The 22,234-nt window shown below is 67.7% G+C and carries 20 protein-coding genes and 1 tRNA gene; 6 read left to right on the top strand and 15 right to left on the bottom strand.

Annotated features, from left to right (window positions below):
* Positions 1 to 262: 262 nt before the first annotated feature.
* Positions 263 to 817 carry a Crp/Fnr family transcriptional regulator gene (locus tag GRF61_RS14615; RefSeq protein ID WP_169151373.1) on the top strand — a complete coding sequence of 185 codons (555 nt, stop codon included), beginning with the start codon at positions 263 to 265 and terminating at the stop codon, positions 815 to 817.
* Positions 818 to 924: 107 nt separating this feature from the next.
* On the opposite strand, the gene GRF61_RS14620 is transcribed toward GRF61_RS14615, so the two are convergent.
* Positions 925 to 2,019, bottom strand: coding sequence for a methyl-accepting chemotaxis protein (locus GRF61_RS14620; protein ID WP_169151374.1), 1,095 nt, complete (start codon positions 2,017 to 2,019; stop codon positions 925 to 927).
* Between the two features lie 41 nt (positions 2,020 to 2,060).
* Positions 2,061 to 3,446, bottom strand: coding sequence for a cytochrome c oxidase accessory protein CcoG (gene ccoG, locus GRF61_RS14625; RefSeq protein WP_348982406.1), 1,386 nt, complete (start codon positions 3,444 to 3,446; stop codon positions 2,061 to 2,063).
* 310 nt (positions 3,447 to 3,756) lie between these two features.
* Here ccoG and GRF61_RS14630 point away from each other — a divergent pair, with 310 nt between their 5' ends.
* Positions 3,757 to 4,212: an Rrf2 family transcriptional regulator gene (locus tag GRF61_RS14630; RefSeq protein WP_169151376.1), complete on the top strand. Its 456-nt coding sequence runs from the start codon at positions 3,757 to 3,759 to the stop codon at positions 4,210 to 4,212.
* Positions 4,213 to 4,562: 350 nt separating this feature from the next.
* A complete protein-coding gene (locus GRF61_RS14635) occupies positions 4,563 to 4,949 on the top strand; it encodes a c-type cytochrome (protein WP_169151377.1) in 387 nt (128 codons plus the stop codon).
* Between the two features lie 144 nt (positions 4,950 to 5,093).
* Here GRF61_RS14635 and norR read toward each other — a convergent pair whose 3' ends face one another.
* Positions 5,094 to 6,632: a nitric oxide reductase transcriptional regulator NorR gene (norR, locus tag GRF61_RS14640; protein ID WP_169151378.1), complete on the bottom strand. Its 1,539-nt coding sequence runs from the start codon at positions 6,630 to 6,632 to the stop codon at positions 5,094 to 5,096.
* Positions 6,633 to 6,807: 175 nt separating this feature from the next.
* Here norR and hmpA point away from each other — a divergent pair, with 175 nt between their 5' ends.
* Complete coding sequence (gene hmpA / locus GRF61_RS14645; RefSeq protein WP_169151379.1) at positions 6,808 to 7,989, top strand: NO-inducible flavohemoprotein; 1,182 nt, start codon at positions 6,808 to 6,810, stop codon at positions 7,987 to 7,989.
* 134 nt (positions 7,990 to 8,123) lie between these two features.
* On the opposite strand, the gene GRF61_RS14650 is transcribed toward hmpA, so the two are convergent.
* The 10 genes from GRF61_RS14650 to GRF61_RS14690 all read right to left on the bottom strand — a co-directional run bounded on the left by GRF61_RS14650 (position 8,124) and on the right by GRF61_RS14690 (position 18,986).
* Positions 8,124 to 8,828 (bottom strand): nitrous oxide reductase accessory protein NosL, encoded by a 705-nt coding sequence (locus GRF61_RS14650; protein WP_248281255.1) that lies wholly within the window; start codon positions 8,826 to 8,828, stop codon positions 8,124 to 8,126.
* A gap of 6 nt (positions 8,829 to 8,834) precedes the next feature.
* Entirely contained in the window at positions 8,835 to 9,371 is a 537-nt protein-coding gene (locus GRF61_RS14655) for a nitrous oxide reductase accessory protein NosL (RefSeq protein ID WP_169151380.1), read from the bottom strand.
* 19 nt (positions 9,372 to 9,390) lie between these two features.
* The gene (locus GRF61_RS14660; RefSeq protein WP_169151381.1) at positions 9,391 to 10,206 is read right to left on the bottom strand and encodes an ABC transporter permease subunit; all 816 of its coding nucleotides are present in this window, start codon (positions 10,204 to 10,206) and stop codon (positions 9,391 to 9,393) included.
* A gap of 10 nt (positions 10,207 to 10,216) precedes the next feature.
* Entirely contained in the window at positions 10,217 to 11,116 is a 900-nt protein-coding gene (locus tag GRF61_RS14665) for an ABC transporter ATP-binding protein (protein WP_348982407.1), read from the bottom strand.
* A gap of 82 nt (positions 11,117 to 11,198) precedes the next feature.
* Positions 11,199 to 12,488, bottom strand: coding sequence for a nitrous oxide reductase family maturation protein NosD (locus GRF61_RS14670; protein WP_169151382.1), 1,290 nt, complete (start codon positions 12,486 to 12,488; stop codon positions 11,199 to 11,201).
* 11 nt (positions 12,489 to 12,499) lie between these two features.
* Positions 12,500 to 12,940, bottom strand: coding sequence for a transcription regulator (locus GRF61_RS24595; protein WP_211165980.1), 441 nt, complete (start codon positions 12,938 to 12,940; stop codon positions 12,500 to 12,502).
* A 16-nt stretch (positions 12,941 to 12,956) separates the two neighbouring features.
* On the bottom strand, positions 12,957 to 15,182 hold the full coding sequence (locus GRF61_RS14675) for a NosR/NirI family protein (protein WP_211165981.1): 2,226 nt from the start codon (positions 15,180 to 15,182) through the stop codon (positions 12,957 to 12,959).
* 169 nt (positions 15,183 to 15,351) lie between these two features.
* Positions 15,352 to 17,298: a TAT-dependent nitrous-oxide reductase gene (nosZ, locus tag GRF61_RS14680; protein WP_169151383.1), complete on the bottom strand. Its 1,947-nt coding sequence runs from the start codon at positions 17,296 to 17,298 to the stop codon at positions 15,352 to 15,354.
* A gap of 319 nt (positions 17,299 to 17,617) precedes the next feature.
* Positions 17,618 to 17,711 (bottom strand) — tRNA-Ser (locus GRF61_RS14685).
* A 45-nt stretch (positions 17,712 to 17,756) separates the two neighbouring features.
* Positions 17,757 to 18,986, bottom strand: a complete 1,230-nt coding sequence (locus GRF61_RS14690) for an aspartate kinase (RefSeq protein ID WP_169151384.1) — start codon at positions 18,984 to 18,986, stop codon at positions 17,757 to 17,759.
* A 248-nt stretch (positions 18,987 to 19,234) separates the two neighbouring features.
* Here GRF61_RS14690 and GRF61_RS14695 point away from each other — a divergent pair, with 248 nt between their 5' ends.
* A complete protein-coding gene (locus GRF61_RS14695; protein ID WP_169151385.1) occupies positions 19,235 to 19,531 on the top strand; it encodes a helix-turn-helix domain-containing protein in 297 nt (98 codons plus the stop codon).
* 22 nt (positions 19,532 to 19,553) lie between these two features.
* On the opposite strand, the gene GRF61_RS14700 is transcribed toward GRF61_RS14695, so the two are convergent.
* Positions 19,554 to 20,408: a radical SAM protein gene (locus GRF61_RS14700; RefSeq protein ID WP_211165982.1), complete on the bottom strand. Its 855-nt coding sequence runs from the start codon at positions 20,406 to 20,408 to the stop codon at positions 19,554 to 19,556.
* Between the two features lie 99 nt (positions 20,409 to 20,507).
* On the opposite strand from GRF61_RS14700, the gene queD reads away from it, so the two are divergent.
* A complete protein-coding gene (gene queD / locus GRF61_RS14705; protein WP_169151387.1) occupies positions 20,508 to 20,963 on the top strand; it encodes a 6-carboxytetrahydropterin synthase QueD in 456 nt (151 codons plus the stop codon).
* A 68-nt stretch (positions 20,964 to 21,031) separates the two neighbouring features.
* Here the strand turns inward: queD and GRF61_RS14710 are convergent, their stop codons facing one another.
* Complete coding sequence (locus tag GRF61_RS14710) at positions 21,032 to 22,204, bottom strand: fatty acid desaturase (protein WP_169151388.1); 1,173 nt, start codon at positions 22,202 to 22,204, stop codon at positions 21,032 to 21,034.
* Positions 22,205 to 22,234 lie beyond the last annotated feature (30 nt).

Raw genomic sequence — 22,234 nt, forward strand, 5'->3', positions numbered from 1 at the left:
TCCTCGGGCTGCGCCGCCCCATCCGCCGGCGCCCGCTTCGTCACGCCTGTTGCGCTGCCGGAACAGAACCGCCGCCGCTGCCCGCACAGGCACTGCGAAGGAAGTGCTGGCGCGGCGACTCGCCTTGCCGGAGCGCTTTGCCATGCCCATGCCCTCCCCGGTTCGCCGCGCCCATCCCTGGAGGAAGGCGCCACGGGAAGCGGCGAGCGCGAACGAGCACCCCGGTGCTCCTCCGAAAACTCAATATGGCTGGAGCCGAAAAGTGAACGAACACTATGAAGCCGGACAAGGCATGGTGTCGCTGCGGCGCGGTGCCCCCTTCTACGCTGCTGGCGAGGAAGGACATGCCTGGCGCCTGGTCAGCGGCACCCTGCGGCTGGACCATGACGACGACACCGGTCCGCGGTTCGCCGGACTCGCCATGAGCGGCGATGTGGTCGGAGCGGAAACCCTGCTCTTCGGCCGCTACACCTTCAGCGCCCACGCCCTGTCGCCCTGCACGCTGAAACCCTGGACCCAGGCCGCCGACGCGGCAGCCAGCGGGTTCTGGCTGCAGACGGTGGCCGCCGCGGAACGGCGGATGGGCGCGCTGCTGGCCCTGCGCTGCGGCAAGGCGACGGAGCGCATCCGCAAGCTGCTGGCGCTGATGAGCGGCGGCGGCTGCGCCGTCGTGCTGCCCAGGCTGCGGGATATCGCCGACATCACCGACCTGACCCTGGAAACCGTCTCCCGCACGATCACCTCCATGGGGGCCGACGGCACGCTGGACGTGCAGGGTCGCCATCGCGTGCGCTGGGTACGCGACGTGACGGAATGAGGCTGGCAAGCGGAGAGGGCCGGCGGCGTGCCGGTGTGGGGCAGGGGCCGCCGGGCGGCGGGCGCCTTCCAGCGATCTGCCTGGGTGCCGGCGGCGGCGCCGGCCGCTCAGGCCTCGCCGGCCAGCATCCTCGCCATGCCGGCCATCACCGTGAGGTTGGCCTGCTCCATTGCCGCCAGCGCGGCCAGGGCGGCGGCGGGCTTGCCGGCGTAGTGCAGTTCCAGCGCGCGGCGGGCGTGCTGGTGGACCTCGCGGTGCGGCTGCTCCAGGGCGGCGTAGCCGGGCAGGCGGGCGTAGCGGGTCTTGCCCTCGCCGTCGTAGTACCAGCGGCCGAGGCGGCAAGCGGTTTCGTCCGGCAGGGCGTCGGGGCGCAGGTCGGAGAGGCCGAGGAGCACCTTGTACACCTCCAGCTTCAGGCCCAGCTCTTCCAGGTTGGCGAGCTCCACGTTCGCCAGCCGGGCGGAGCTGGCGGAAGAGTGCTCCACCTCACGCGACAGGCCGATGAGGTGCTGCATGCTGAGGGTGGCCTCCGCGCTGTAGCGGGAAAACGCTTCCATGTCCTGCGCGCCCAGCTGCATCACCGCCCTGGCCGCCCCGGTGTCGCCCTGAATCGCGGCGACCCGCTCGGCAATGTCGCCGGTGGCCTTGCCGGTGCGTTCGGCGAGTTTGCGCACCTCATCCGCCACGACCGCGAAGCCGCGGCCGGACTCGCCTGCGCGGGCGGCCTCGATGGCGGCGTTCAGCGCCAGCAGATTGGTTTGCGCCGCCACCTCCCTGATCAGCTCGACGATGCCGCCAATCTCTTCGGCGCGGTGGTGCAGGCCCTCGACCCTGGCGGAAGCCTCGCCCATTTTCCCCACCATCTGCTGCAGCCGGCCAGCGATGGTCTCGAAGGATTGGCGGTTGCTCTCGGCATGTTCGGCGGCATCCACCGCCTTGCCTTTGTCGCGGTCCAGCGCGCCGACCAGTTCAAGGAAGGAACCGCCGACACCGGCCAGGGAGTCGCCGAAGCTGCCGAGGTTGCGGAACACGCCGTCCAGCACCTCGCGCTCCTGCTCGCGGGCGGCAAGGCGCCGGCCGAGTTCGGCACGGTCGGCCTCGGCCGCCTCCAGCCGGGCGAGCAGCGCCGCGTTTTCGCTCGCCAGCGCGGCGCAGCGCTGCTCGGCTTCACGCTGCGCGCGGATATCGGGGAAGGGCCACATCGCGGTTCTCCGCTGCGGACTAGGGGCAGTTCAAGGGAAGTTCAGGGCAGCCAGAACTTGGCATCTTCGGTCACCGTCACCGCGGGATCGGCCTGGTCGGTCACGGTGAACTCGATGCGGTGCGGGCCGCTGCCGGCAGCGCCCGGCGCCACCCGCACCTGTACGGTGGCGGCGGCGGTGGAGGCGCCCTGCACGCTCACCGTCAGCGCTTCGGCCAGGTGGATGCCGTCCAGCCCGGCCACGCTCACCACGTAGTGGCGCTCGCTTTCGCTGGCATTGATGAGCTGCAGGCGGAAGGCGTTCTCGATGGAGCCGTCGTCCGCCTCGCTGGCCAGCGCGGCGCGGTCGCGCTGCACGTCCACTTTCAGCGGCACCCGGGTCGCCAGCGACCAGGCGGTGGCGGTGAGCGCGACGAGGAAGACCGCGCTGTAGATGAGCACCCGCGGCCGCAGCGCGCGGCGCAGGATGGTGGCGCGGGAGCTGCGGTGCTTGAGCGCGTTCTCGGTGGAGTAGCGGATGAGGCCGCGCGGGTACTGCATCTTGTCCATCACCTGGTCACAGGCGTCGATACAGGCGCCGCAGCCTATGCACTCCAGTTGCAGGCCGTTGCGGATGTCGATGCCGGTGGGGCAGACCTGCACGCACATGCTGCAATCCACGCAATCGCCCAGGCCCTGCTCCTTGGCGACCACCTTCTTGGAGCGCCCGCCGCGCGGTTCGCCGCGGGCCTCGTCGTAGGCGACGATCAGGGTGTCCTGGTCGAACATCACGAACTGGAATTGGGCATAGGGGCAGATGTACTTGCACATCTGCTCGCGCATGAAGCCGGCCATGCCATAGGTGGCGCCGCCGTAGAACAGCACCCAGAAGGTCTCCCAGCCGGACAGCGAGAAGGACAGCGTCTCCACCGCCAGTTCGCGGATGGGCGTGAAGTAGCCGACGAAGGTGAAGCCGGTCCACAGCGCCACCGCCAGCCACACGCCGTGCTTGGCCGACTTGAGGCCCAGCTTGCGCACGCCCCAGGGCGCGGCGTCCAGCTTCATGCGCCTGGAGCGGTCGCCCTCGATCTTGCGCTCCACCCACAGGAAGAGTTCGGTGTAGACCGTCTGCGGACAGGTGTAGCCGCACCACAGCCGCCCCGCCACCGTGGTGAACAGGAACAAGGCCAGCGCCGACAGCACCAGCAACACCGCGAGGTAGATGGTGTCCTGCGGCCACAGTACGAAGTCGAAAACATAGAAGCGGCGGGCATCCAGGTCGAACAGCACCGCCTGCCGGCCATTCCACGGCAGCCAGCACAGGCCGTAGAAGACGATCTGCGTGAGCCAGGCGAACACCCAGCGCCAGCGCTGGAACACGCCGTTGATGCTGCGCGGATAGACCTTGGCTTCGGAGACGAAGAGCGAACCTTCATCCGCCTTGGGCACCGCGCTCAGCCTGGCGCGGCGCAGGGGCTGGGCCGGGGGCTTCGCGTCTTGCGCGGGAGCGGGTGCAGCGGACGGCTGCGGCGACGCTTCAGGGGAAACCGGGGAGAGGGACGGAGTACTGCGGGACGGGGCACTGCGCTGCTGCTCTGACATGGGGATGGACGCCGCGGGGCACGGTAATTTTTCGGGGAAAGGACCGTTGCCAGCGGCGTTGCCGGCGCAGCATAAGATGCATTTCCTATGCAGCTTTCAGATTACCAGCGCGGCAGGCCATAATCAATATGTTTCATACACCTTTAAAGGCCGGCCCATGCGGCTCAGCACCTTCTCCGATTACTGCCTGCGCGTACTGATGTACCTGGGCGAACGCGGCGACCGCCTCAGCACCGTGGCCGAGATCGCCCAGGCCCACGCCATTTCCGAACATCACCTGACCAAGGTGGTGCACCAGCTCGGCCGCGCCGGCTATGTCGAGACGCTGCGCGGCAAGGGCGGCGGCATGCGGCTGGCACAGGCGCCGGCGCAGATCGTGCTGGGCGCGGTGCTGCGCCAGACCGAAACCGACTTCGCGCTGGTGGAGTGCTTCGGCAGCGACTCCCAGTGCTACATGGACGGCGCCTGTCAGCTGCAGGCGGTGCTGGGCGAGGCGCTGACGGCGATGTTCGCGGTGCTGGACGGCCGCACGCTGGCGGACCTGATGCCACGGCCGGCAGGCACGCCGCAAACGCTCGCCTTCGTCCGCCGGCCGGTGGCCGGTCAAGACTGAACACCCCGCTCCACCCTCCTCCGCTTTCGCATTTTCAGCCGCCGAAAGAACCACAGCCCCGCCGTTTCCCAGGCCGCTTTTGCCCGCTTCCCGCGCGGCGAAAACCCTCCATTCCCTGCAAGGAAAATACCGCAGCTGCGCGGCTTCCAGCCCATGTCGCGCTGGCCGGCGCCCCCTGAGGCGGCGGCCTCGCAACCCGATAGGCCGCTTCGGTCCGCGCTGCGAGCGGCTTTGCCGTTTTGATTCGAATCAATCAAATTTCGTCCGCCGCTTCATAGCATGGCCCCGCACACACAGCCGGCCGCCCACCGCGGCCGGCCCTGCCGCACAGACAAAAACGGAGCCTTGTCATGAAAAACACACCCCTGCTGATCGCTGCCCTGCTCGCCGCCACCCTTGCCGCTTGCGGTGGCCAGGAAAGCCCGCCGCCGGCCCCGGCCGCCGCGCCTGCACCACCGCCGGTTGCCGCCGCGCCTGCCGCGCCGCATCCGGGCGAGGCCTCCTACAAGAAGGTCTGTGCCATGTGCCACAGCGCCGGCGTGGCCGGCGCGCCCAAGCCGGGCGACAAGGCCGACTGGGGCCCGCGCATCGCCCAGGGCAAGGACACGCTGTACAAGCACGCGCTGGAAGGCTTCACCGGCCAGAAGGGCATGATGCCGTCGCGCGGCGGAGCGGCGACGATGCCGGACGAGGACGTCAAGGCGGCGGTGGACTACATGGTCTCCAAGTCGGAGTAAGCACCGGGACCAGCCGCCCCCGCCCCAGCGTGTTCGAGCCGGGAGCGGATGGGCTGGGGCCGTCCTTTGTCGCCGCCCGCCGTCCCCCGCCAGTGGGGCTGGCGGTGCGCGCCGCGGCCGGGCCGCGCTGGAACGTCCCTCGCTTCAGCGCAGCCCGAGGCGCTTCGCCAGCCGGTGCAGGTTGGCGCGGTCCACGCCCAGTTGGCGCGCCGCCGCGGCCCAGTTGTCGCGGTGGCGGCCCAGGCTGGCGGCGATCATGTCGCGCTGCAGCCGCTCCACCGCCTCGCGCAGACCGCCGCTGGCGATCTCCTCCTGCGGCACCTCCGCCGTACCTGCAGCCGCTGGCGGCGTCAGCTCCAGGTCGAGCGCGCCCAGGCTGAGGATGCGCGGCCGCTCCGCCTGGGCCGCCAGGGCCTTCAGCGCGGCGCGGCCCACCAGGTGTTCCAGCTCCCGCACATTGCCTGGCCAGGGGTAGGCCAGCAGCGCCGCCTGGGCGTCTGGCGCTAGCCGCAGGCCGCGCAGGCCGAGGCGGGCGCGATTCTGTTCGAGGAAGAAGCCGGCCAGCAGCAGCACGTCGCGGCCGCGTTCGCGCAAGGGCGGCACCCGCAGGGGGTAGGCGCAGAGGCGGTGATAGAGGTCGGCGCGGAAGCGGCCCTGGCGCACCTCCTCCGCCAGATCGCGGTTGGTGGCGGCGATCACCCGCACGTCCACCTGTTGCTCCCGCTCCGCCCCCAGCCGCTGCAGGTGACCGCCCTGCAGCACCCGCAGCAGCTTGGCCTGGGCCGCCAACGGCAGCTCGCCGACTTCGTCCAGGAACAGGGTGCCGCCATCGGCCAGCGCGAACTTGCCGCGGCGGTCGCCCACCGCGCCGGAGAAGGCGCCGCGCACATGACCGAAGAGTTCGCTTTCCACCAGGCTCTCCGGCAGCGCGGCGCAATTCACGCTCACCAGCAGGCGCCCGGCGCGAGGGGAATGGGCGTGCAGCGCCTGCGCCACGAGCTCCTTGCCGACGCCGGTCTCGCCGCCTATCAGCACGGTGAGTTCGCTGTTGCCGACCACCGCGATTTCCTTCTGCAGGCGGCGGATGGCGGCGCTCTGGCCGCTCAGCCGCGGCGCTTCCATCCCGCTCGCGGCCTGGGAGTAGACATCGGCGCGGGCGCGCGCCTCCGCCTCGCTGCGGGCGAGCGCGTCCATGCGCTGGGCGGCGCGCACGGTGGCGGCGGCCAGGCTGGCGAAGCCGGCGAGCAGGGCGACATCGGTCTCGGCGAAGCGCCCGGGCTCCAAGGCATCCAGCGTGAGCAGGCCCCAGGGCCTGCCATCCAGGTAGAGCGGGCAGCCAAGGCAGTCATGCACCTCTAGCCGGGCGCCCAGCACCAGGCCATCGTAGGGATCGGGCAGCGGCGAGGTGGCGGGAAAACGGGTGGGGCCCTCGCCGGCCAGCAGCACGGCGAAGCGGGGATGGTCGGCGACGCGGAAGCGCCGGCCCAGGGTGTCGGCGCTGAGACCGTCTATCGCCACCGGCAGCAACGCGTCGCCCTCCAACCGCAGCAGCGCGGTGGCGTCGCACGGCAGCAGGCGCCGCAGGGCCTGCAGCAGGCGGCGGTAGCGCGCCTCCTCCGGTAGCTCGCGGGCGAGATCGTCCACCAGCGGGATCAGGATGGAAAGCAGCGGCTCTGGCGTCATTCGGACACGCTCCATGTCGAAAAGACAGCAACCCAGCGCTGTCATTCCGACACACTGTGGCAGGAAAGCGCTTGATCCTACAGGCTCACCGGGCTGGCACGAAACCTGATCTCTTCCGCCCGCCCCCGCCGTCCGCAGCGGCCGGCGAACATAAACCCCGTCCCCAGGAGAGATCATGCTGAGTCAGGAACATCGCGCCATCATCAAGGCCACCGTACCCTTGCTGGAAACCGGCGGCGAGGCGCTCACCACCCACTTCTACCGCATCATGCTGGCCGAATACCCCCAGGTGCGGCCGCTCTTCAACCAGGCGCACCAGGCGAGCGGCGATCAGCCGCGCGCGCTCGCCAATGGCGTGCTGATGTACGCCAGGCATATCGATCGCCTGGAAGCGCTGGGCCCGCTGGTGGGCCAGGTCGTGCACAAGCACGTCTCGCTGCAGGTGCTGCCGGAGCACTATCCCATCGTCGGCGCCTGCCTGCTGCGCGCCATCCGCGAAGTGCTGGGCAGCGAGATCGCCACCGACGCGGTGATCGAGGCCTGGGCGGCGGCCTACGGCCAGCTCGCCGACCTGCTGATCGGCGCCGAGGAGACGGTCTATGCCGAGCATGCGGCGGCCGAGGGCGGCTGGCGCGGCGAGCGCGCCTTCCGGGTGGCGCGCAAGGTAGCGGAGAGCGAGGAGATCACCTCCTTCTACCTCGCGCCGGTGGATGGCAAGCCGGTGCTGCGCCACCGCCCGGGCGAGTACATCGGCCTGCGGCTGACCATAGGTGGCCAGGAAGTGCGGCGCAATTACTCCCTCTCGGCCGCGGCCAACGGAGTGGATTACCGCATCAGCGTGAAACGCGAACCCGGCGGCAAGGTCTCCGGCCATCTGCACGACAGCGTGCGCGAGGGCGACGAGCTGGCGCTCTATCCGCCCAGCGGCGATTTCACCCTGCGCGAGGGCACCCGCCCGCTGGCGCTGATCACCGCCGGGGTCGGCATCACCCCGGCGCTGCCGATGATGGAGGCGGCGCTGGCCGAGGGCCGCGAAGTGCATTTCATCCACTGCGCCCGCCATGCCGGCGTGCACGCCTTCCGCGCCTGGGTGGACGAGCTGGCGGCGCGCCATCCCGCGCTGCGCCGCTTCTACTGCTACAGCGAGCCGCGCCAGGGCGACCAGGCCGACGGCGAGGGCTTGCTGACGCAGGAGCAACTGCAGGCCTGGCTGCCGGAGCCGGCCGCGGTGGATGCCTACTTCCTTGGCCCCAAACCGTTCATGGCGCGGGTGAAGAAGCAGTTGGCAGCGCTGGGCGTGCCGGCGGAGCGGACGCACTACGAGTTCTTCGGCCCGGCGGCGGCGCTGGAGGGCTGAGCGCGCTTGCGCCTGGCGAATCCTTGAGCCTTGCGGGGGCGGCCGCGGTGCCGCCCTTTTCCTGCGACCAGCCGATCAGGCTGGAGACGACCTCCGCCGGGCGAACCCCGGCGCCCGCTTGATCGCCCCGACGCTCAGCCGGCTTCGCCCGCCGCCGGCGCCGGCATCGAGTGGCCGTGGTGGCCATGGCCATAGCGCAGCAGCTCGGCGATCTGCACATCCAGGGCGTCGAAGGCGAACACCTCGCCTCCCCGGGCGCGGGCAAAGGTCTCAGCATCCTTGCGCTTGGCGAAGGCCGGCAGATCCGGCCCGCGCATCGGGCCCTTGGCGGTGGAGCCATGCACGAACCAGGCTTGCGCCGCCGGCACCCAGCCGCCGCCGGCGTAGTCGGTGACGTAGCGGGCGGCAATCTCGCCAGCGCCCTGGCCGTTGGTGAAGCGGCTGCTGTCGGCGATGAAGAGCAGCATGTCCACCGGCGAATCGAAGAACCAGGCGTCGCCGCTGGCGACGATCACCTGCGCCGCCCATTGCGGATGGCGCGCCGGATACATGCCGCAGACGGCGCAGCGCGCCAGCGCCGGCACCGGCCGCGCCGCCAGCATCTGCAGCCCGCTGGCGGGGTCGTAGGGATGGACCGCGCCGGGGAAAGGCGCACCGGGGCGGACGATGCAGATGTCCTCGGCCAGCACCTCGGCCAGGCGGTCGGCCGCCGGCCCGGCCGCGCCCGCCGCATGCCAGCCGTAGATGGCGCCGCCCAGCAGCAGCAGGCCGGCGGCCAGCATGCCCAGGCGGCGGAACGGCGTGGCGGCCGGGGCGTTGGCACGGGTTCCGGCATCCATCGCGGCTTACATCCGCTGGTCGTGCAGCGCGCCGCCATCCAGCACCACCATGTCGGCGGTGATGCCCTCGAAGCGGTAGACCTTGCCGCCGTACTCGCCGGCGAATTTCTGCGCATCCGCCTCGCTGCCGAAGCTGGCGATGGTCGGCCCCATGGAGCCTTTGCGGCTGGAGCCGTGCACATACCAGGCGCTCCTGGCATCCACCCAGTGGCCGCGCGGGTTGTCCCACTCGGCCTTGCCCATGTCCTGCACGTAGAGGGCGCGCACGCCGCGCACCTGCTCCGGCTTGAGGTAGAGGGAGAACATTTCCACCGTGTCGCAGAAGAACTCCGGCTCGGCCTTGTCCTGGTAATGGATCTGGGCCTTGGGGCCGGGGTAGTCGGCCAGCAGCATGCCGTCCAGCGCGCACACGGTGCTACGGTCTATCTCGACCACCACCGGCGCCTGGGCCTTGTGGTCGGCCGGGCCGCAGGCGGCGAGCAGCGTGGCGGCAGCCGCGGTGAGCAACAGGCGGGTGCAGGGGGCAAGAGGGGAGGATTTCATGATGTCGTTCTCTCTTTCGTCACTTGCGGAAGCGCCAGGCGGCCACGCCCAGCGGCAGCGCGATCCAGCCCAGCATCACCCCGCCCAGCAGCCAGGGCCGGGCCAGCGCCGGCGGGAACACGGTGGCGAGGCCGTACAGGGTGCGCACATCGTCCAGGCTGAAGATATTGAGGATGCGGAACACATCCGCCGGGTTGGCGAGCAGCAGGTAGGGGTAGAACTCGCTGCCATGGCCATCGCCGCCCAGCACCAGGGCGCCGAGCAGCAGCAGGTCGAACACCAGCACGAAGAAGAACCACAGCGCGATGGCCAGGCCGGAGGCGCGGGTGCGGTCGGCGGCGAACACCGACAGCATCACCGCCAGGCTGAGGAAGGCCATGCCCAGCAGCACCGAGCTGCCCATGAAGCCGAAGTAGTGGAACAACGCGCCCAGATCCAGCTGGCGCGCCAGCACCAGCGCGACCAGGCCGAAGCCGACCACGGTGGAGAAGGTCAGCGCCGCCGCCAGGCCGAGGTATTTGCCCAGCAGCAGTTCGAAGCGGGTGATGGGCAACGCCAGCAGCAGGTCCAGCGAACCGCGCTCGCGCTCGCCGACGATGGCGTCGAAGCCCAGCATCAGCGCGATCAGCGGGATCAGGTAGATCACCAGGCTGACCAGGCTGGCGATGGTGACTTCGATGGAGCGGAAGCCCACCGCGCCCTGCTGGGCGGCGCCGAAATAGGCGATGACCAGGGCGAAGGCAGTGAATACCAGCGCCACCGCCAGCACCCAGCGGTTGCGCAGGCGGTCCCAGAATTCCTTGCCGGCGATGGTGGCGATCTGTCGGATTTCCATGTCGCCCTCCTCAATCGGCGAAGCCGAAGAACACGTCTTCGAGCGAGGGTTCGCGCACCCGGAGGTCGCTCACCCTGCCGGCCAGCATGGTGAGCGCCTCCAGCACCGCCATCTTGAGCTCGCGCCGGCATTGCAGCGCCAGGCCGCCTTCGCAGTCGGCCACCGCCAGCAGCGGCAGGCTGGCGAGCGCGGCGCGCACCGCGGCGATGTCCACCTCGGCCACCCGCAGGTCGATGTTCAACGGCAGGTCCATGCGCTCGCGCAGCGCCTGCACCGTGCCCAGCGCCTGCACCTTGCCGGCGGCCATGATGGCGAGGCGGTCCACCCGCTCCTGGATCTCGGCCAGGATGTGGGAGGTGAGCACCATGGTGACGCCCTCGGCGCGCAGCTCGCGCAGGGTGGCGTAAAAGTCGCGGATGGCTTCCGGATCCAGCCCGGTGGTGGGTTCGTCCAGGAACAGCAGCCGCGGCTTGCCGAGCAGGGCCTGGGCAAAGCCGAGGCGCTGGCGCATGCCCTTGGAGTATTCCCGCACCCGCCGCCGCGCCGCATGGGCGAGGCCGACACGCTCCAGCACCGGCACGCAGTCGGCCACCGCCGCGCCCTTGAGGCGGGCGAAGAAGTGCAGCGTTTCCAGGCCGGTGAGGTTGTCGTAGAGCACCACGTTTTCCGGCAGGTAGCCGACGGCGCGGCGGGCTGCGCGGAAGTCGCGGCCACCGACGGCCACGCCGCCGATGCGGATCTCGCCGGCGGTGGCCGGCACCAGGCCCAGCATCATCTTGAACAGGGTGCTCTTGCCGGCGCCGTTGTGACCGATGAGGCCGAACAGCTCGCCGCGGCGGATGTCCAGGTCCACCCCATCCACCGCATGCACCGCGCCGTAGTGCTTGCGCACGCCGCGCACGCTGACCACCGCTTCGGCGGCCGGGTGTTCCGCGGCGGTGGCCAGCGGTTCGGCGCCCGCGGCGCCTGCGCCGGACGACGCGTTCGGCATTTCAGCGTACGCCAGGGAAGGTCTTGCCACGCCAGTCTCTCCAGTTTTCCTTGTCGGGCCGCATGCGCGGCTTGGGGTCGACCACGCTGGGGGCGCGCAGCAGCGGAAACTGCTGGCCGACCAGACGCAGGGTCTGCACCGCCGGGCTGGCGAGCAGCAGCTTGATCAGCGGATGCTTCCAGCTCAGGCGGTCGACAAGGTCGTTGGCCTCGTAGCGCACATCGCCCACGCCGTCGCCGTTGCGGTCCCAGCCAAGGTAGTTGCTCCAGTGGTTGCCTTCCTTGATCCCCCACAATTCGTCGCGGGCACCGACATAGCGCACCTGCTCGCGGTTGGCGATGAAGTCGTTGCGTTCCACCTGGTTGTTCTTGGAGCCGGCCCACAGGTGCACGCCGACGAGGTTGTCCACCAGCAGGTTGCCGCGCAGGGTGTTGTATTCGGCGTCGTAGATGAAGAAGCCGCGCGAGTTGCCGGCGACGATGTTGTTCTCCACCACCGCGTCCTGGATGGTGCGCAGCATGATGCCGTGGTCGGAATTGGCCCAGACGCGGTTGTTGCGCACCACCTGGTCGCGCACCTCCATCAGCGCCAAGCCGCCGCGGTTCATCCACACATCGTTGTCCTCCCACAGGTTGCGGTAGGAGTTCATGTAGTGGGTACCGTAGCGGCTGTGGTGCAGGCGGTTGCCGCGGAAGATGGCGTCGTGGGTGACGTCTACATAGAGGGCGTCGCGCACGAAGCTGATTTCGTTGCCCAGCACCCGGGCCCGCCGGGTGTTGTAGAGCTGCACGCCGTTGCCGCGCTGGGAGGATTGGTAGTCCCGCTTGCCGGTGATGACGTTGCCTTCGATCAGCACGTCGTTGGCCTGCTCCACCCACAGGCCGAACAGGTTGTAGGTGAGCTCGCAGTTGCGCACCACCGCGCGGTCGGCGCCGGGCTGGATGTAGATGCCGGCGTTCTGCTCGCGCAGGCTGCCGCCGGAGTCGGCCACGATCAGCCCTTCGATGACGACGTCCACCGCGGTGACGCGCAGGGTGTCGCCGCGCTCGCCGCCGGAGATCGTCGGCCGGTCCAGGCCGCGCAGCGTCAGCGGCTTGGTGATGCGCAGGTTTTCCACATAGCGGCCGCGCGCCACTTCCACCACGTCGCCGGCTTCGGCACGGTCCAGCGCCGCCTGGATGGACTCGCCCGGCACCACCCGCAGGGTGGCGGCGGCGGCCAGGGGAGCCAACGCTGCCAGTGCGATGCCGGCGATGAGGATCAGCAAGCGGCGGGCGGTGGGGAGCGTCATGGCGGGAATGCTCACACCACCAGCAGGCCGAGGGACTTCAGCGCCAGGAACAGCGCCGCGCCTGTCAGCAGGTTCTTGAAGCCGACGTAGCACAGCATGTCCATCAGCGAAGCCGCGCGGTAACGCCGGCCCCACCACGGCCCTTCCTTCACGTAGGGCTTGGCGCCGAGGCGGACGATGACTTCGAACACGCTCCAGCCGAACCACCAGCCGATGACGGCGCCCGCCTCCAGCCGGCCGGCGGCCGCCAGCACCCACACCACGCTGACCGCCAGCGCAAGCGCCAGGCCGGCGCCCTGCAGCGCGCGCAACTGGGTGCGCGGCTGGCGGAAGCCGCTGCGGCTCCACGGCCACAGGTGGTCCCACAGCTCGGCGGCCAGCCGGCGCAGTGCGCCGCCTTCCGCCGCGTAGGGCGGCTGCACCGGGTCGGTGAGCATTCTCGGATCGACCATGTTGTTCTCCATTGCCTCAGGGCTGCAACGCCATGCCGCTGGGCGCGTTGGCGGTGGCCGCATTGGCGGCGGCCGCCTGGGCAGCGGCGGCAGACACCGGCTTGATCGGGATGTAGTAGCCGTCCGCGCCTATCGGCGTCAGCGGCTGGCCGGCCTTGCCGCGGCGCTTGCGCTCGTGCACCAGCGGCGGGCAGGCGTGGTCGTCGGTGTAGAGCACCATGCAGTCCAGGCAATGCAGGCATTCGCGCTGGTCGATGCGGCCGTGCTCGTCGATGGCCTGGGAGCCGCAGCCCACCGCGCAGGCCTTGCAGCTGCCGCACTCGGATTTGCGCTTGAGGCCGAACCAGCGGAAGGTCGTCGGCATCGCCAGCGAGGCGCCCAGCGGGCACAGGTACTTGCAGAACGGCCGCTCGGTGAAGATCGACAAGCCGAGCAGTCCGGTGGCGAACAGGGTGTAGGGCCAGCTGCGGTTGAACAGGCCGACCAGGAAAGTGGTCTTGAACGGCTCCACCTCGGCCAGCATCTCCGCCAGCCCCATGGAGAGCACCGACACCGCCAGCAATCCGCCGAACACGCCGTACTTCACCCACTTCAGGCGGTGGTGCCAGACCTTGGGCAGCTTGAACTGGAAACGCTTCAGCCCGACCCACCCGCCTATCTTGTACAGCAGCTCCGACAGCGAGCCGAAGGGGCACAACCAGCCGCAGAACAGCCCTCTGCCCCACAGGAAAACGGTGGCGACGATGAAGATCCAGAACAGGAAGATGAAGGGATCGGTAAGGAAGAGCTCCCAGCGCCACTGGAACAGCAGCGCATGGAACCAGGTGAGCACCTGGGTGATGGAAGGCTGCGCCATCAGGTGAAAGCCGACGAAACCGATGCTGATGAGCCAGAAGCTGTACTTGAAGCCATTCACCGGCCACTTGTTGTTGCGGGTGGCGGCGCGGGTCAGGCGGTCGCGCTGGGCATACACCACCGCCACCGCGATCAGCAGCGCGGCGAAGGCGGCGATCTCGTAGCGGCGCGTCTGCCACACCCGCAGCCAGGGCGGCGCCGGCTTCTTCACCTCCGGCCGGCCGCCGTCCAGGTACTGCGCCGGCAGCCAGTATTCGCTGTCGAAGTTGGCGAAGCTGCGGGTGCCGGTTTCGCGGTCCACCCGGTTGCCGAGGAAGGTGAACTTCCACGGGTAGGCGGCGGAAAAAGCATCGGAGCGGATGATGAAGATGGCCGACTCGTCGAAACGCGGCGCGCCGGCCGCCGCCAGGCCGTAGAGGTTGAGGTAGTCCAGGTCGCGGAAGGTGAAGGCATCCTGCCCCTGGCGTACCTGCACCCGGTCGTACAGGCCGCCGCGCACGAAGCCGGAGCCCTTGAAGGACTCCTTGCCGCCGCTGCGAATCACGAAGATGGCGTGCTCGCCCGGCTTCAGCCGCGCCAGCAGGTTCTGCCAGCCGGCCTCGCCCAGCACCGCGCGGCCGACGTCCGGCTGGTTGAGGTAGCCGTACCAGAGTTCGATGAAGGGCTGGGCGGCGCGCGGCAGGCCGACCTGCTCCGGCGTCACCGTCAGCTTCTTCACGCTGCCTTCCGTGGCGAGCGTCGCCCAGTCCGGCGTGGCGCCGGTTTCCAGCAGCCGCGCCTGCGGCCGCACGGTGCGTTCGAGGATGCCGACCTGGCGCGCCACCGCTGCGCCGGAGCTCATCATCACCTGGTTCTGCGCGATCACGGTGACGGTGGCGCCGGAGATGGCGTCCAGGCCGATGATGTCTTCCTCCGGCCGCGACTGGCCGATCTCGATGTTGTCGCCGACGAACTTGCCGAGATACTGCTGGTTGAAGCGCACCAGCGCCGACTCCGGGATACCCAGCAGCAGGATGGGCTCGGAGTGCTTGAGGATGCGGCTGCCGGTGAAGCGGCCAGTCGCGTCCATGCCGATCAGCGTCACCACCGGTTTGCCGGAATAAGCGGGGATGTCGGTGATGTCGGTGGACAGCATCACATAGCCCGCCAGACGCTTGCCGTTTTTCTCCTCGACATAACCTTCGACATAGAAGGGTCTTCCCTTGCGCTCGGAGAAAATCGTGGCACCCGGAAGCACCTCGGCACAGGGCACGTAGTCGCACAAGCGCGGGGCGGTGTTCAGTTCGGCGGGCAGCTTGGCCTCGTAGGCATCCGCCCGCACCAGGGGGGCCGCGAACAGCAGCGCGGCAAGAAGAAGGAGCCCACGCAGGGCCTGGGGGATCATCATGGTACGGTCCGTCTTGACGGCATGGCCGCAGTCTAGGAAGCACGGCTCAGGCTGTACTTGTTGCGGGTCAATTTCCGCCAGGTGCGCCGCCGGACCGTGCGGCGGAAAAAAAGCGAGGGGCGCAAGGCCCCTCGAATCGCACCCCATGCAACCCGGGAAAAGAAAGGGATCAGGCCTCCACGATCATGCGCGAGCGCATCTCGAGGTGCAGCGCGTGGCAGAAGTGGGTGCAGTAGCACCAGAACACGCCCGGCTTGTCGGCCTTGAAGGTGACGGACTTCGTCTCCTGCGGATTGACGATGAAATTGACGTTGTACTTCGGGATGGCGAAGCCGTGCGTCAGGTCCTCCACCTTGTCGAGGTTGGTGAGGATGATGGTGACTTCATCGCCCACCTTGATCTTGAACTCCCGCGGCTCGAAAGCCGGCGCCAGCGAGGCGATCCTGACGGTGACCTTCTTGCCGTCGCGGAACACGCCGGCTTCCTTCTGATCCTTCACCGCCAGCGGGAATTCGTTCATGTCATAGACCTGCTTGGGCCGCAGCAGATCGCGCTTGAAGATGATGAAGTCGTGCGGCTCCGGCCGTACCGGGTGGTCCGCCACCAGCTTCATCTTCTCGCCGGAGATGTCCACCAGCTGCTCGGTTTCCGCATGCAGCGGGCCGACCGGCAGGAAGCGGTCCTTGGAGAACTTGCACCCCACCGCCAGCCACTTGCCGTCGGCGAAGCGGGTTTCGGACTGGGAGGCATTCACATGGCCCGGCTGGTAGGTGACGTCCAGGCGATCGACGACGTACTGCGCGCTCTTGTCACCGGCGTGGAATCTGATCGCCGCATCCACGTTCCATTTCACGATCTGGCTGTCGAGGAAGAGCGTTGTGTAAGCGTTGCCGCGGCCGTCGAAGGCGGTATGCAGCGGCCCCAGGCCCAGTTCCACTTCGGCGACGATGGCCTTGTCGATGTCGTCCAGCTTGCCGTCGAACCAATCCAGCACCTTGGCCAGCTCGATCACCGTGCCGGTGGGCGAGAGCTTGCCGGCGCAGATGAAGTACTTGGCGTCCGGCGTGGCATTCACGCCGTGCGGGTTCTTCGGTACCGACACGTAGCCGACCAGCGCGCTCTTCGGGTCCGGGTTGGCGGCGCGGGTGCCATCCACCACCGGCACCTTGGAGGTTCCTATGGTGGTGGTCTTGCCGGCCTTCACCGCTTCCTCGACACGAGCGATGTTGACGAACAGGCAGGCGTCGCGCTCGGCGGACATCATGCCTTCATAGTGATAGCCGCCTTCGGTGTTGTACTGGTTAGTCGCCGCCAGCTTGCCGTCGTAGGAGGTGGCCACCAGGTCGCAGTTGCCGTCGATCAGCATCTGCCAGCGCACTTCCATGGTTTCCGCATCGACGCAGGAGAACAGCGAGCGGTATTTCTCCGGCGACTCCAGGTCGCGGCCGTCGTTCGGCAGCGGAACGTGGAACTCGGCGCCGCAGAACACGCGGGTGGTGTAGTTGATCGCCGGGTCCACCGGGTCGCGCTTGTCCGGGAAGATGCCGTGGAAGCCCTGCACATTGGGCAGCTCGGTGATCTTGTCGCAGATGAAATAGTCCAGCCGGATGCGGGCGATGCGGCTGTTGATCTTGTCGTTGATCCAGGCGTAGCGGCCGTCGTAGTTGCCGTCCTTGTAGGAGGCGTGGGTGTGGTGGGTGTCGGCCACGGTGTACTTCAGGCTGCCGTCCGCCTTGGTGCCCATCACCGCCTTGGACTCATTGGTGATGCCCCAGCCCACCAGCGCATCCGGCACGAAGCACGGCACCCGGTGCAGTTCGCGGCCGGAAGGCATGCCGAGCACCCGGAAGTCGCCGGTGTGACCGCCGCTCCAGAAACCGTAATACGTATCCAGTTCGCCCGGCTTCAGGTGCGGGTTCTGGCCTTCGTGGGCGGCGTCGGCATGGCCGGCCGCGGCGGCAGGCGCAGCGCTGGCCGGCTTGCTGTCCTGGTTGCAGGCGGACAGGCCGACACTCATCGAGGCCCCCGCAAGCCCCGCTACCGCCGCGGTGTTGAGGAATCTGCGACGGCTCGGATCCAGCTGCTCCTCGGGCGTCTTGTTGTGTTCTCGGCTCATGTTGCGTGACTCCGTTTGCGATGGGATGACCTTTTTGTCGGGGTCGATTCTCGAAGTCCGCGACAGCGGAATCCTTGATCCACCGCAAATTCGGAAAGTCACTTCGCGCAGGGCGAACGCGGCCATGGCCAGCGATACATCGGCGCGGCAGGGGTAGCCACACCATGCGGATATTCAGCAGGCCCGGCCCGGCGGACACGGGCATGCCGTTTTGTTGCGGGAGATTTCGCCGGGGCGCAAAAAAACGCCCGGAAAGGGCGTGCAGAAGGGCGCACAGAAATGGAAAAGGCCCCTGGAATTCCAGGGGCCTTTTCGTATCTGGCGGAGACGGAGGGATTCGAACCCTCGATGCGAGTTTTAGCCCGCATGCTCCCTTAGCAGGGGAGTGCCTTCGACCTCTCGGCCACGTCTCCGTTACGAGGGCGCGACTATAGCTGGTTCGCGCCAACGGGTCAATTTCAAGCTTCGCCGCCGTCCAGGCCGAAAGCCTTGTGCAGCACGCGCACCGCCAGCTCAAGGTATTTCTCTTCGATGGCGACGGAAATCTTGATCTCGGAGGTGGAGATCATCTGGATGTTGATGCCCTCCTCGGCCAGCGTGCGGAACATCTTGGAGGCCACGCCCGGATGCGAACGCATGCCGACGCCGACCACCGAAACCTTGGCCATCGTCTTGTCGCTCTTCAGCTCGCGGGCGCCGAAATGCGCCTTCACGCCGTCGAGGATCTTGGCCGCCTTGTCCAGGTCGCCGCGGCCGACGGTGAAGGAGAAGTCGGTGGTGCCATCGTGGCCGACGTTCTGGATGATCATGTCCACATCGATGTTCGCGTCCGCGATCGGACCGAGGATCTGGTAGGCGATACCGGGCTTGTCTGGCACGCCGAGAACGGTGAGCTTGGCCTCGTCGCGGTTGAAGGCGATGCCGGAGATAACGGGCTGTTCCATGTTGCTGTCTTCCTCAACTGTGATGAGCGTGCCCTCCCCTCCGTCCTGGAAACTGGACAGGACACGCAGCTTGACCTTGTACTTGCCGGCGAATTCGACCGAACGGATCTGCAGCACCTTGGAACCCAGGCTGGCCATCTCGAGCATTTCCTCGAAGGTGATGGTGTCCAGCTTGCGGGCTTCCGGAACGATGCGCGGGTCGGTGGTATAGACGCCGTCCACATCGGTGTAGATCTGGCATTCGTCAGCCTTGAGCGCCGCCGCCAGTGCAACCCCGGTGGTATCCGAACCGCCGCGGCCGAGCGTGGTGATGTTGCCTTCGGCATCCACGCCCTGGAAGCCGGCGACCACCACCACCGAGCCCTGCTGCAGGTCGCGGCGCACGCGCGCTTCGTCGATCTCCAGAATGCGCGCCTTGGTGAAGGAGGAGTCGGTGAGGATGCGTACCTGGCTGCCGGTATAACTCTTCGCCTTGACGCCAATGTCCTGCAGCGCCATGCACAGCAGGCCAATGGTGACCTGCTCGCCGGTGGAAATCACCACGTCCAGCTCGCGCGGCTCGGGCGTCGCCGCCACTTCCTTAGCCAGCGCAATCAGCCGGTTCGTCTCGCCGCTCATCGCCGAAACCACGACCACTACGTCATGGCCCTCGGCGCGGAACTTGGCCACCTTGCGGGCAACGTTCTTGATCCGCTCGGGGCTGCCCATGGAGGTGCCACCATACTTCTGAACTATCAGAGCCATCGATCCAAGCGCCTGTGGATAAAGCCCGAAATTCTATCCAAAGGCGGAGGTTTTTGCAGGAGTGAGAATCTTGGCACGGAGAACCGCAAATATTGGTTACGGTTAACCCGGAACTGGGCGGCATCCCGGTTGTATGTATGAAGAATAGTGATCTATACTTGATTCACCCTACAACTTAAGTCGTAGGAACTTCTTAAAACCCAGCCAGGTCACATATCAAGTCTGGCTACCCAACACAGGGCTAAATCATGAAAAACGCTGAAACCATTGATGTTCGCGAGATTCGCCGCAAGCTTGGTCTGAACCAGTCCCAGTTCTGGTCCAAGATCGGTGTAACCCAAAGCGGTGGCTCCCGCTACGAGAGCGGCCGCAACATTCCGCGCCCCGTCCAGGCCCTGCTGCGCCTGGTGCACATCGAGCAGATCGACATCAGCAAGGTGAAGAAGGACGACGTGGAAGTTGCCGAGTACCTGAAGGCGACCAACCCCGACCTCTACAAGTCGCTGAAGAAGGAAGCCCGCGCCAAGAAGAAAGAGCGCAGCTGATCCGTGCCGGCAGTAGGCAATCTCAAGGGCTGACGCGTACCGTCAGCCCTTTTTCACGTATACGGGCGGCAAGCGCCTCCAGTTCCTCGGCGGCAAGCGCCGTCAGATGGCTCGCCTCCACCTGCATGGAAGGGCGAGCAAGGCCGTAGAGCAGTACCCCTTGCAGCGTGTCCACACCCGCCGCGGTCAGCACGTCCAGGTAGGCTGCAAGCTCCCTGCCAGACGGCGGTGTCCCATCCCAGCGGAACATGCAGGTCTGTACCCAGGTCGGGCACAGCGAAGCGCTCAATGCCAGGTGCTTCGCCACCACTGCCGGCTCCATGCGCACGCCGTTGATGCGCGCCATGGCTTCCGCCGTTCCGGCGTCCACCTTGAACCACACCTCGCCGCCGGCCTCGCCCAGCGCCCGCACCCCCTGCTGGACATGTTCCTGCGCGATCAGGCTGCCGTTGGTGATCAGCCGGATCGGCACTTCGCTTCCCAGGCCGGCCCGTTCCCGCAGGCGCACCGCCAGCTCGACCGCTTCCGGGAAGACCGCCGCGCTGGTCGGCTCGCCATTGCCGGAGAAGGCGAGGTCGCGGATCGTGCGCATGCCTTCCGGCGCATGGCGTTGCAGCCAGTCGCCATGGACGAGATCGTCCAGGAAGCCTCCCAGTTCCTGCTCCAGCTGCGCCAGATCGATGACAGGTGCCTTGCCCCGGACCAGGTCCGGCACCTGGCAGTAGGCACAGTGCCAGTTGCAGGCGTTGTTCGGATTCAGGTTGATGCCGATGGACACGCCCCCGGCACGACGCGACAGCACCGGATAGACATAGGTCAGCCCGGCCAGATCACGGTCGTGGTTGCGGATGGTGAGGGGGCGGACAGGGGAAATCATCATCGACTCAGAGGGTTGCAGGGAAAGACAGGCGCCGCAGCAAGGGCGGCGGGGAGAGGGCCGGTGCTATAATCCGCGGCCCTTCTGTTGAGACTCGCCATGCGCATCACCCGCCGCCTGGAATTCGACGCCGGCCACCGGATACCGGACCACGCCAGCCAGTGCCGCCACCTGCATGGCCACCGCTATGTGCTGGAGGTCACCCTGTCGGGCGACATCATCAAGGCCGATGGGCAGCCGGTCAACGGCATGGTGATGGACTTCGCCGACGTCAAGCGCATCGCCAACGAACAGGTCGTCAGCCGCTGGGACCACGCTTTTCTCGTCTATCGCGGCGACAGTCTGGTGGTGGATTTCCTCGCCACGGTTCCCGGCCACAAGACGGTGGAACTGGATGTGGTACCCACCGCCGAGAACCTCGCCGCCGTCGCCTTCCGCATCCTGGATGCGGCCTACCAGGACATCTACGGCAATCACCTGCGGCTGGAACGCGTCCGCCTCTACGAGACGCCGAACTGCTGGGCCGATGCGCTGCGGGACGAAAACCCGGGCTGACCCGCAAGCGCACCGCAATGAAAAAGGGAAGCAGCGGCTTCCCTTTTTCACGTCCGGCGCCGGGCTTTTCAGGCCGCGTAGCGCCGCAGCCGCATCGAGAACTCCTGCAGCTGCTGGATGCCGCTCTCCTCCGCGCGCACCATCCAGTCGTGCAACTGCTTCAGCAGTTGCTCGTGGGTCGCGGCGGAACGGGCCCAGATCGCCGACAGCTCCTCGCGCATGGACACCACCAGGCTGAGCGCGGTGCTGTCCTTCATCACCACCTGCAGTTGCTGCTTCTGGCCCTCGGCGAGGTGGCGCTCCTCGCCGGACAGCACCCAGCGCTTCAGCGCCTTGGCATCGAAGCTGCCGGCGTGATGACTCTTCACCAGCTTGTCGATCTCCTCTGCGCAGATGCGCTTCAGCGAGGCGACGTAGTGGGTCATGACGTCGTAGCGATGGGTGATCACCGCCTGCAGGGTATCCAGGTCGGGAATCAGCTTGGCCTCGCCGAACTTCGGCGTCGGGATGACCTTCTTCACCTTGGCCAGCCCGAGCCGCTCCAGCGTGCGGATATACACCCAGCCGATGTCGAACTCATACCAACGGGCGGAGAACTTGGCCGAGGTGGCGAAGCTGTGGTGGTTGTTGTGCAGTTCCTCGCCGCCGATGATCAGGCCCCAGGGCACCAGGTTGGTGGAGGCGTCGGTGCAGTCGAAATTGCGATATCCCCAGTAATGGCCAAGACCGTTGACCACGCCGGCGGCCCAGAACGGAATCCACACCATCTGCACCGCCCAGATCGTCAGGCCGATGGGGCCGAAGGCGATGAGATCGATGATCAGCATGAGGGAAACGCCCAGCGTGGAGCGCCGGTACACATTGCGCTCCAGCCAGTCGTCCGGCGTGCCGTGGCCGTAGCGGGCCAGGGTTTCAGCGTTCTTCGCCTCGGCCCGGTACAGCTCGGCGCCCTCCCACATCACCTTGCGGATGCCGCGCGTCTGCGGGCTGTGCGGGTCTTCCTCGGTTTCGCACTTGGCGTGGTGCTTGCGGTGGATGGCCGCCCAGGCCTTGGTTTCCATGCCGGTGGTCAGCCACAGCCAGCAGCGGAAGAAATGGCTGGGAATGGGATGCAGATCCAGCGCCCGGTGGGCCTGGTGGCGGTGGAGGAAGATGGTGACAGAGGCGATGGTGATATGGGTAAGCACCAGGGCGACGAGGACGTAGCCCCACCAGGGAAGATCGAACAACCCGGAGATCATGTGCAGAAGAGTCCTTGCAGGGAAAAAGCC

This window comes from Azoarcus sp. TTM-91, assembly GCF_012911025.1.
Classification (GTDB): domain Bacteria; phylum Pseudomonadota; class Gammaproteobacteria; order Burkholderiales; family Rhodocyclaceae; genus Azoarcus.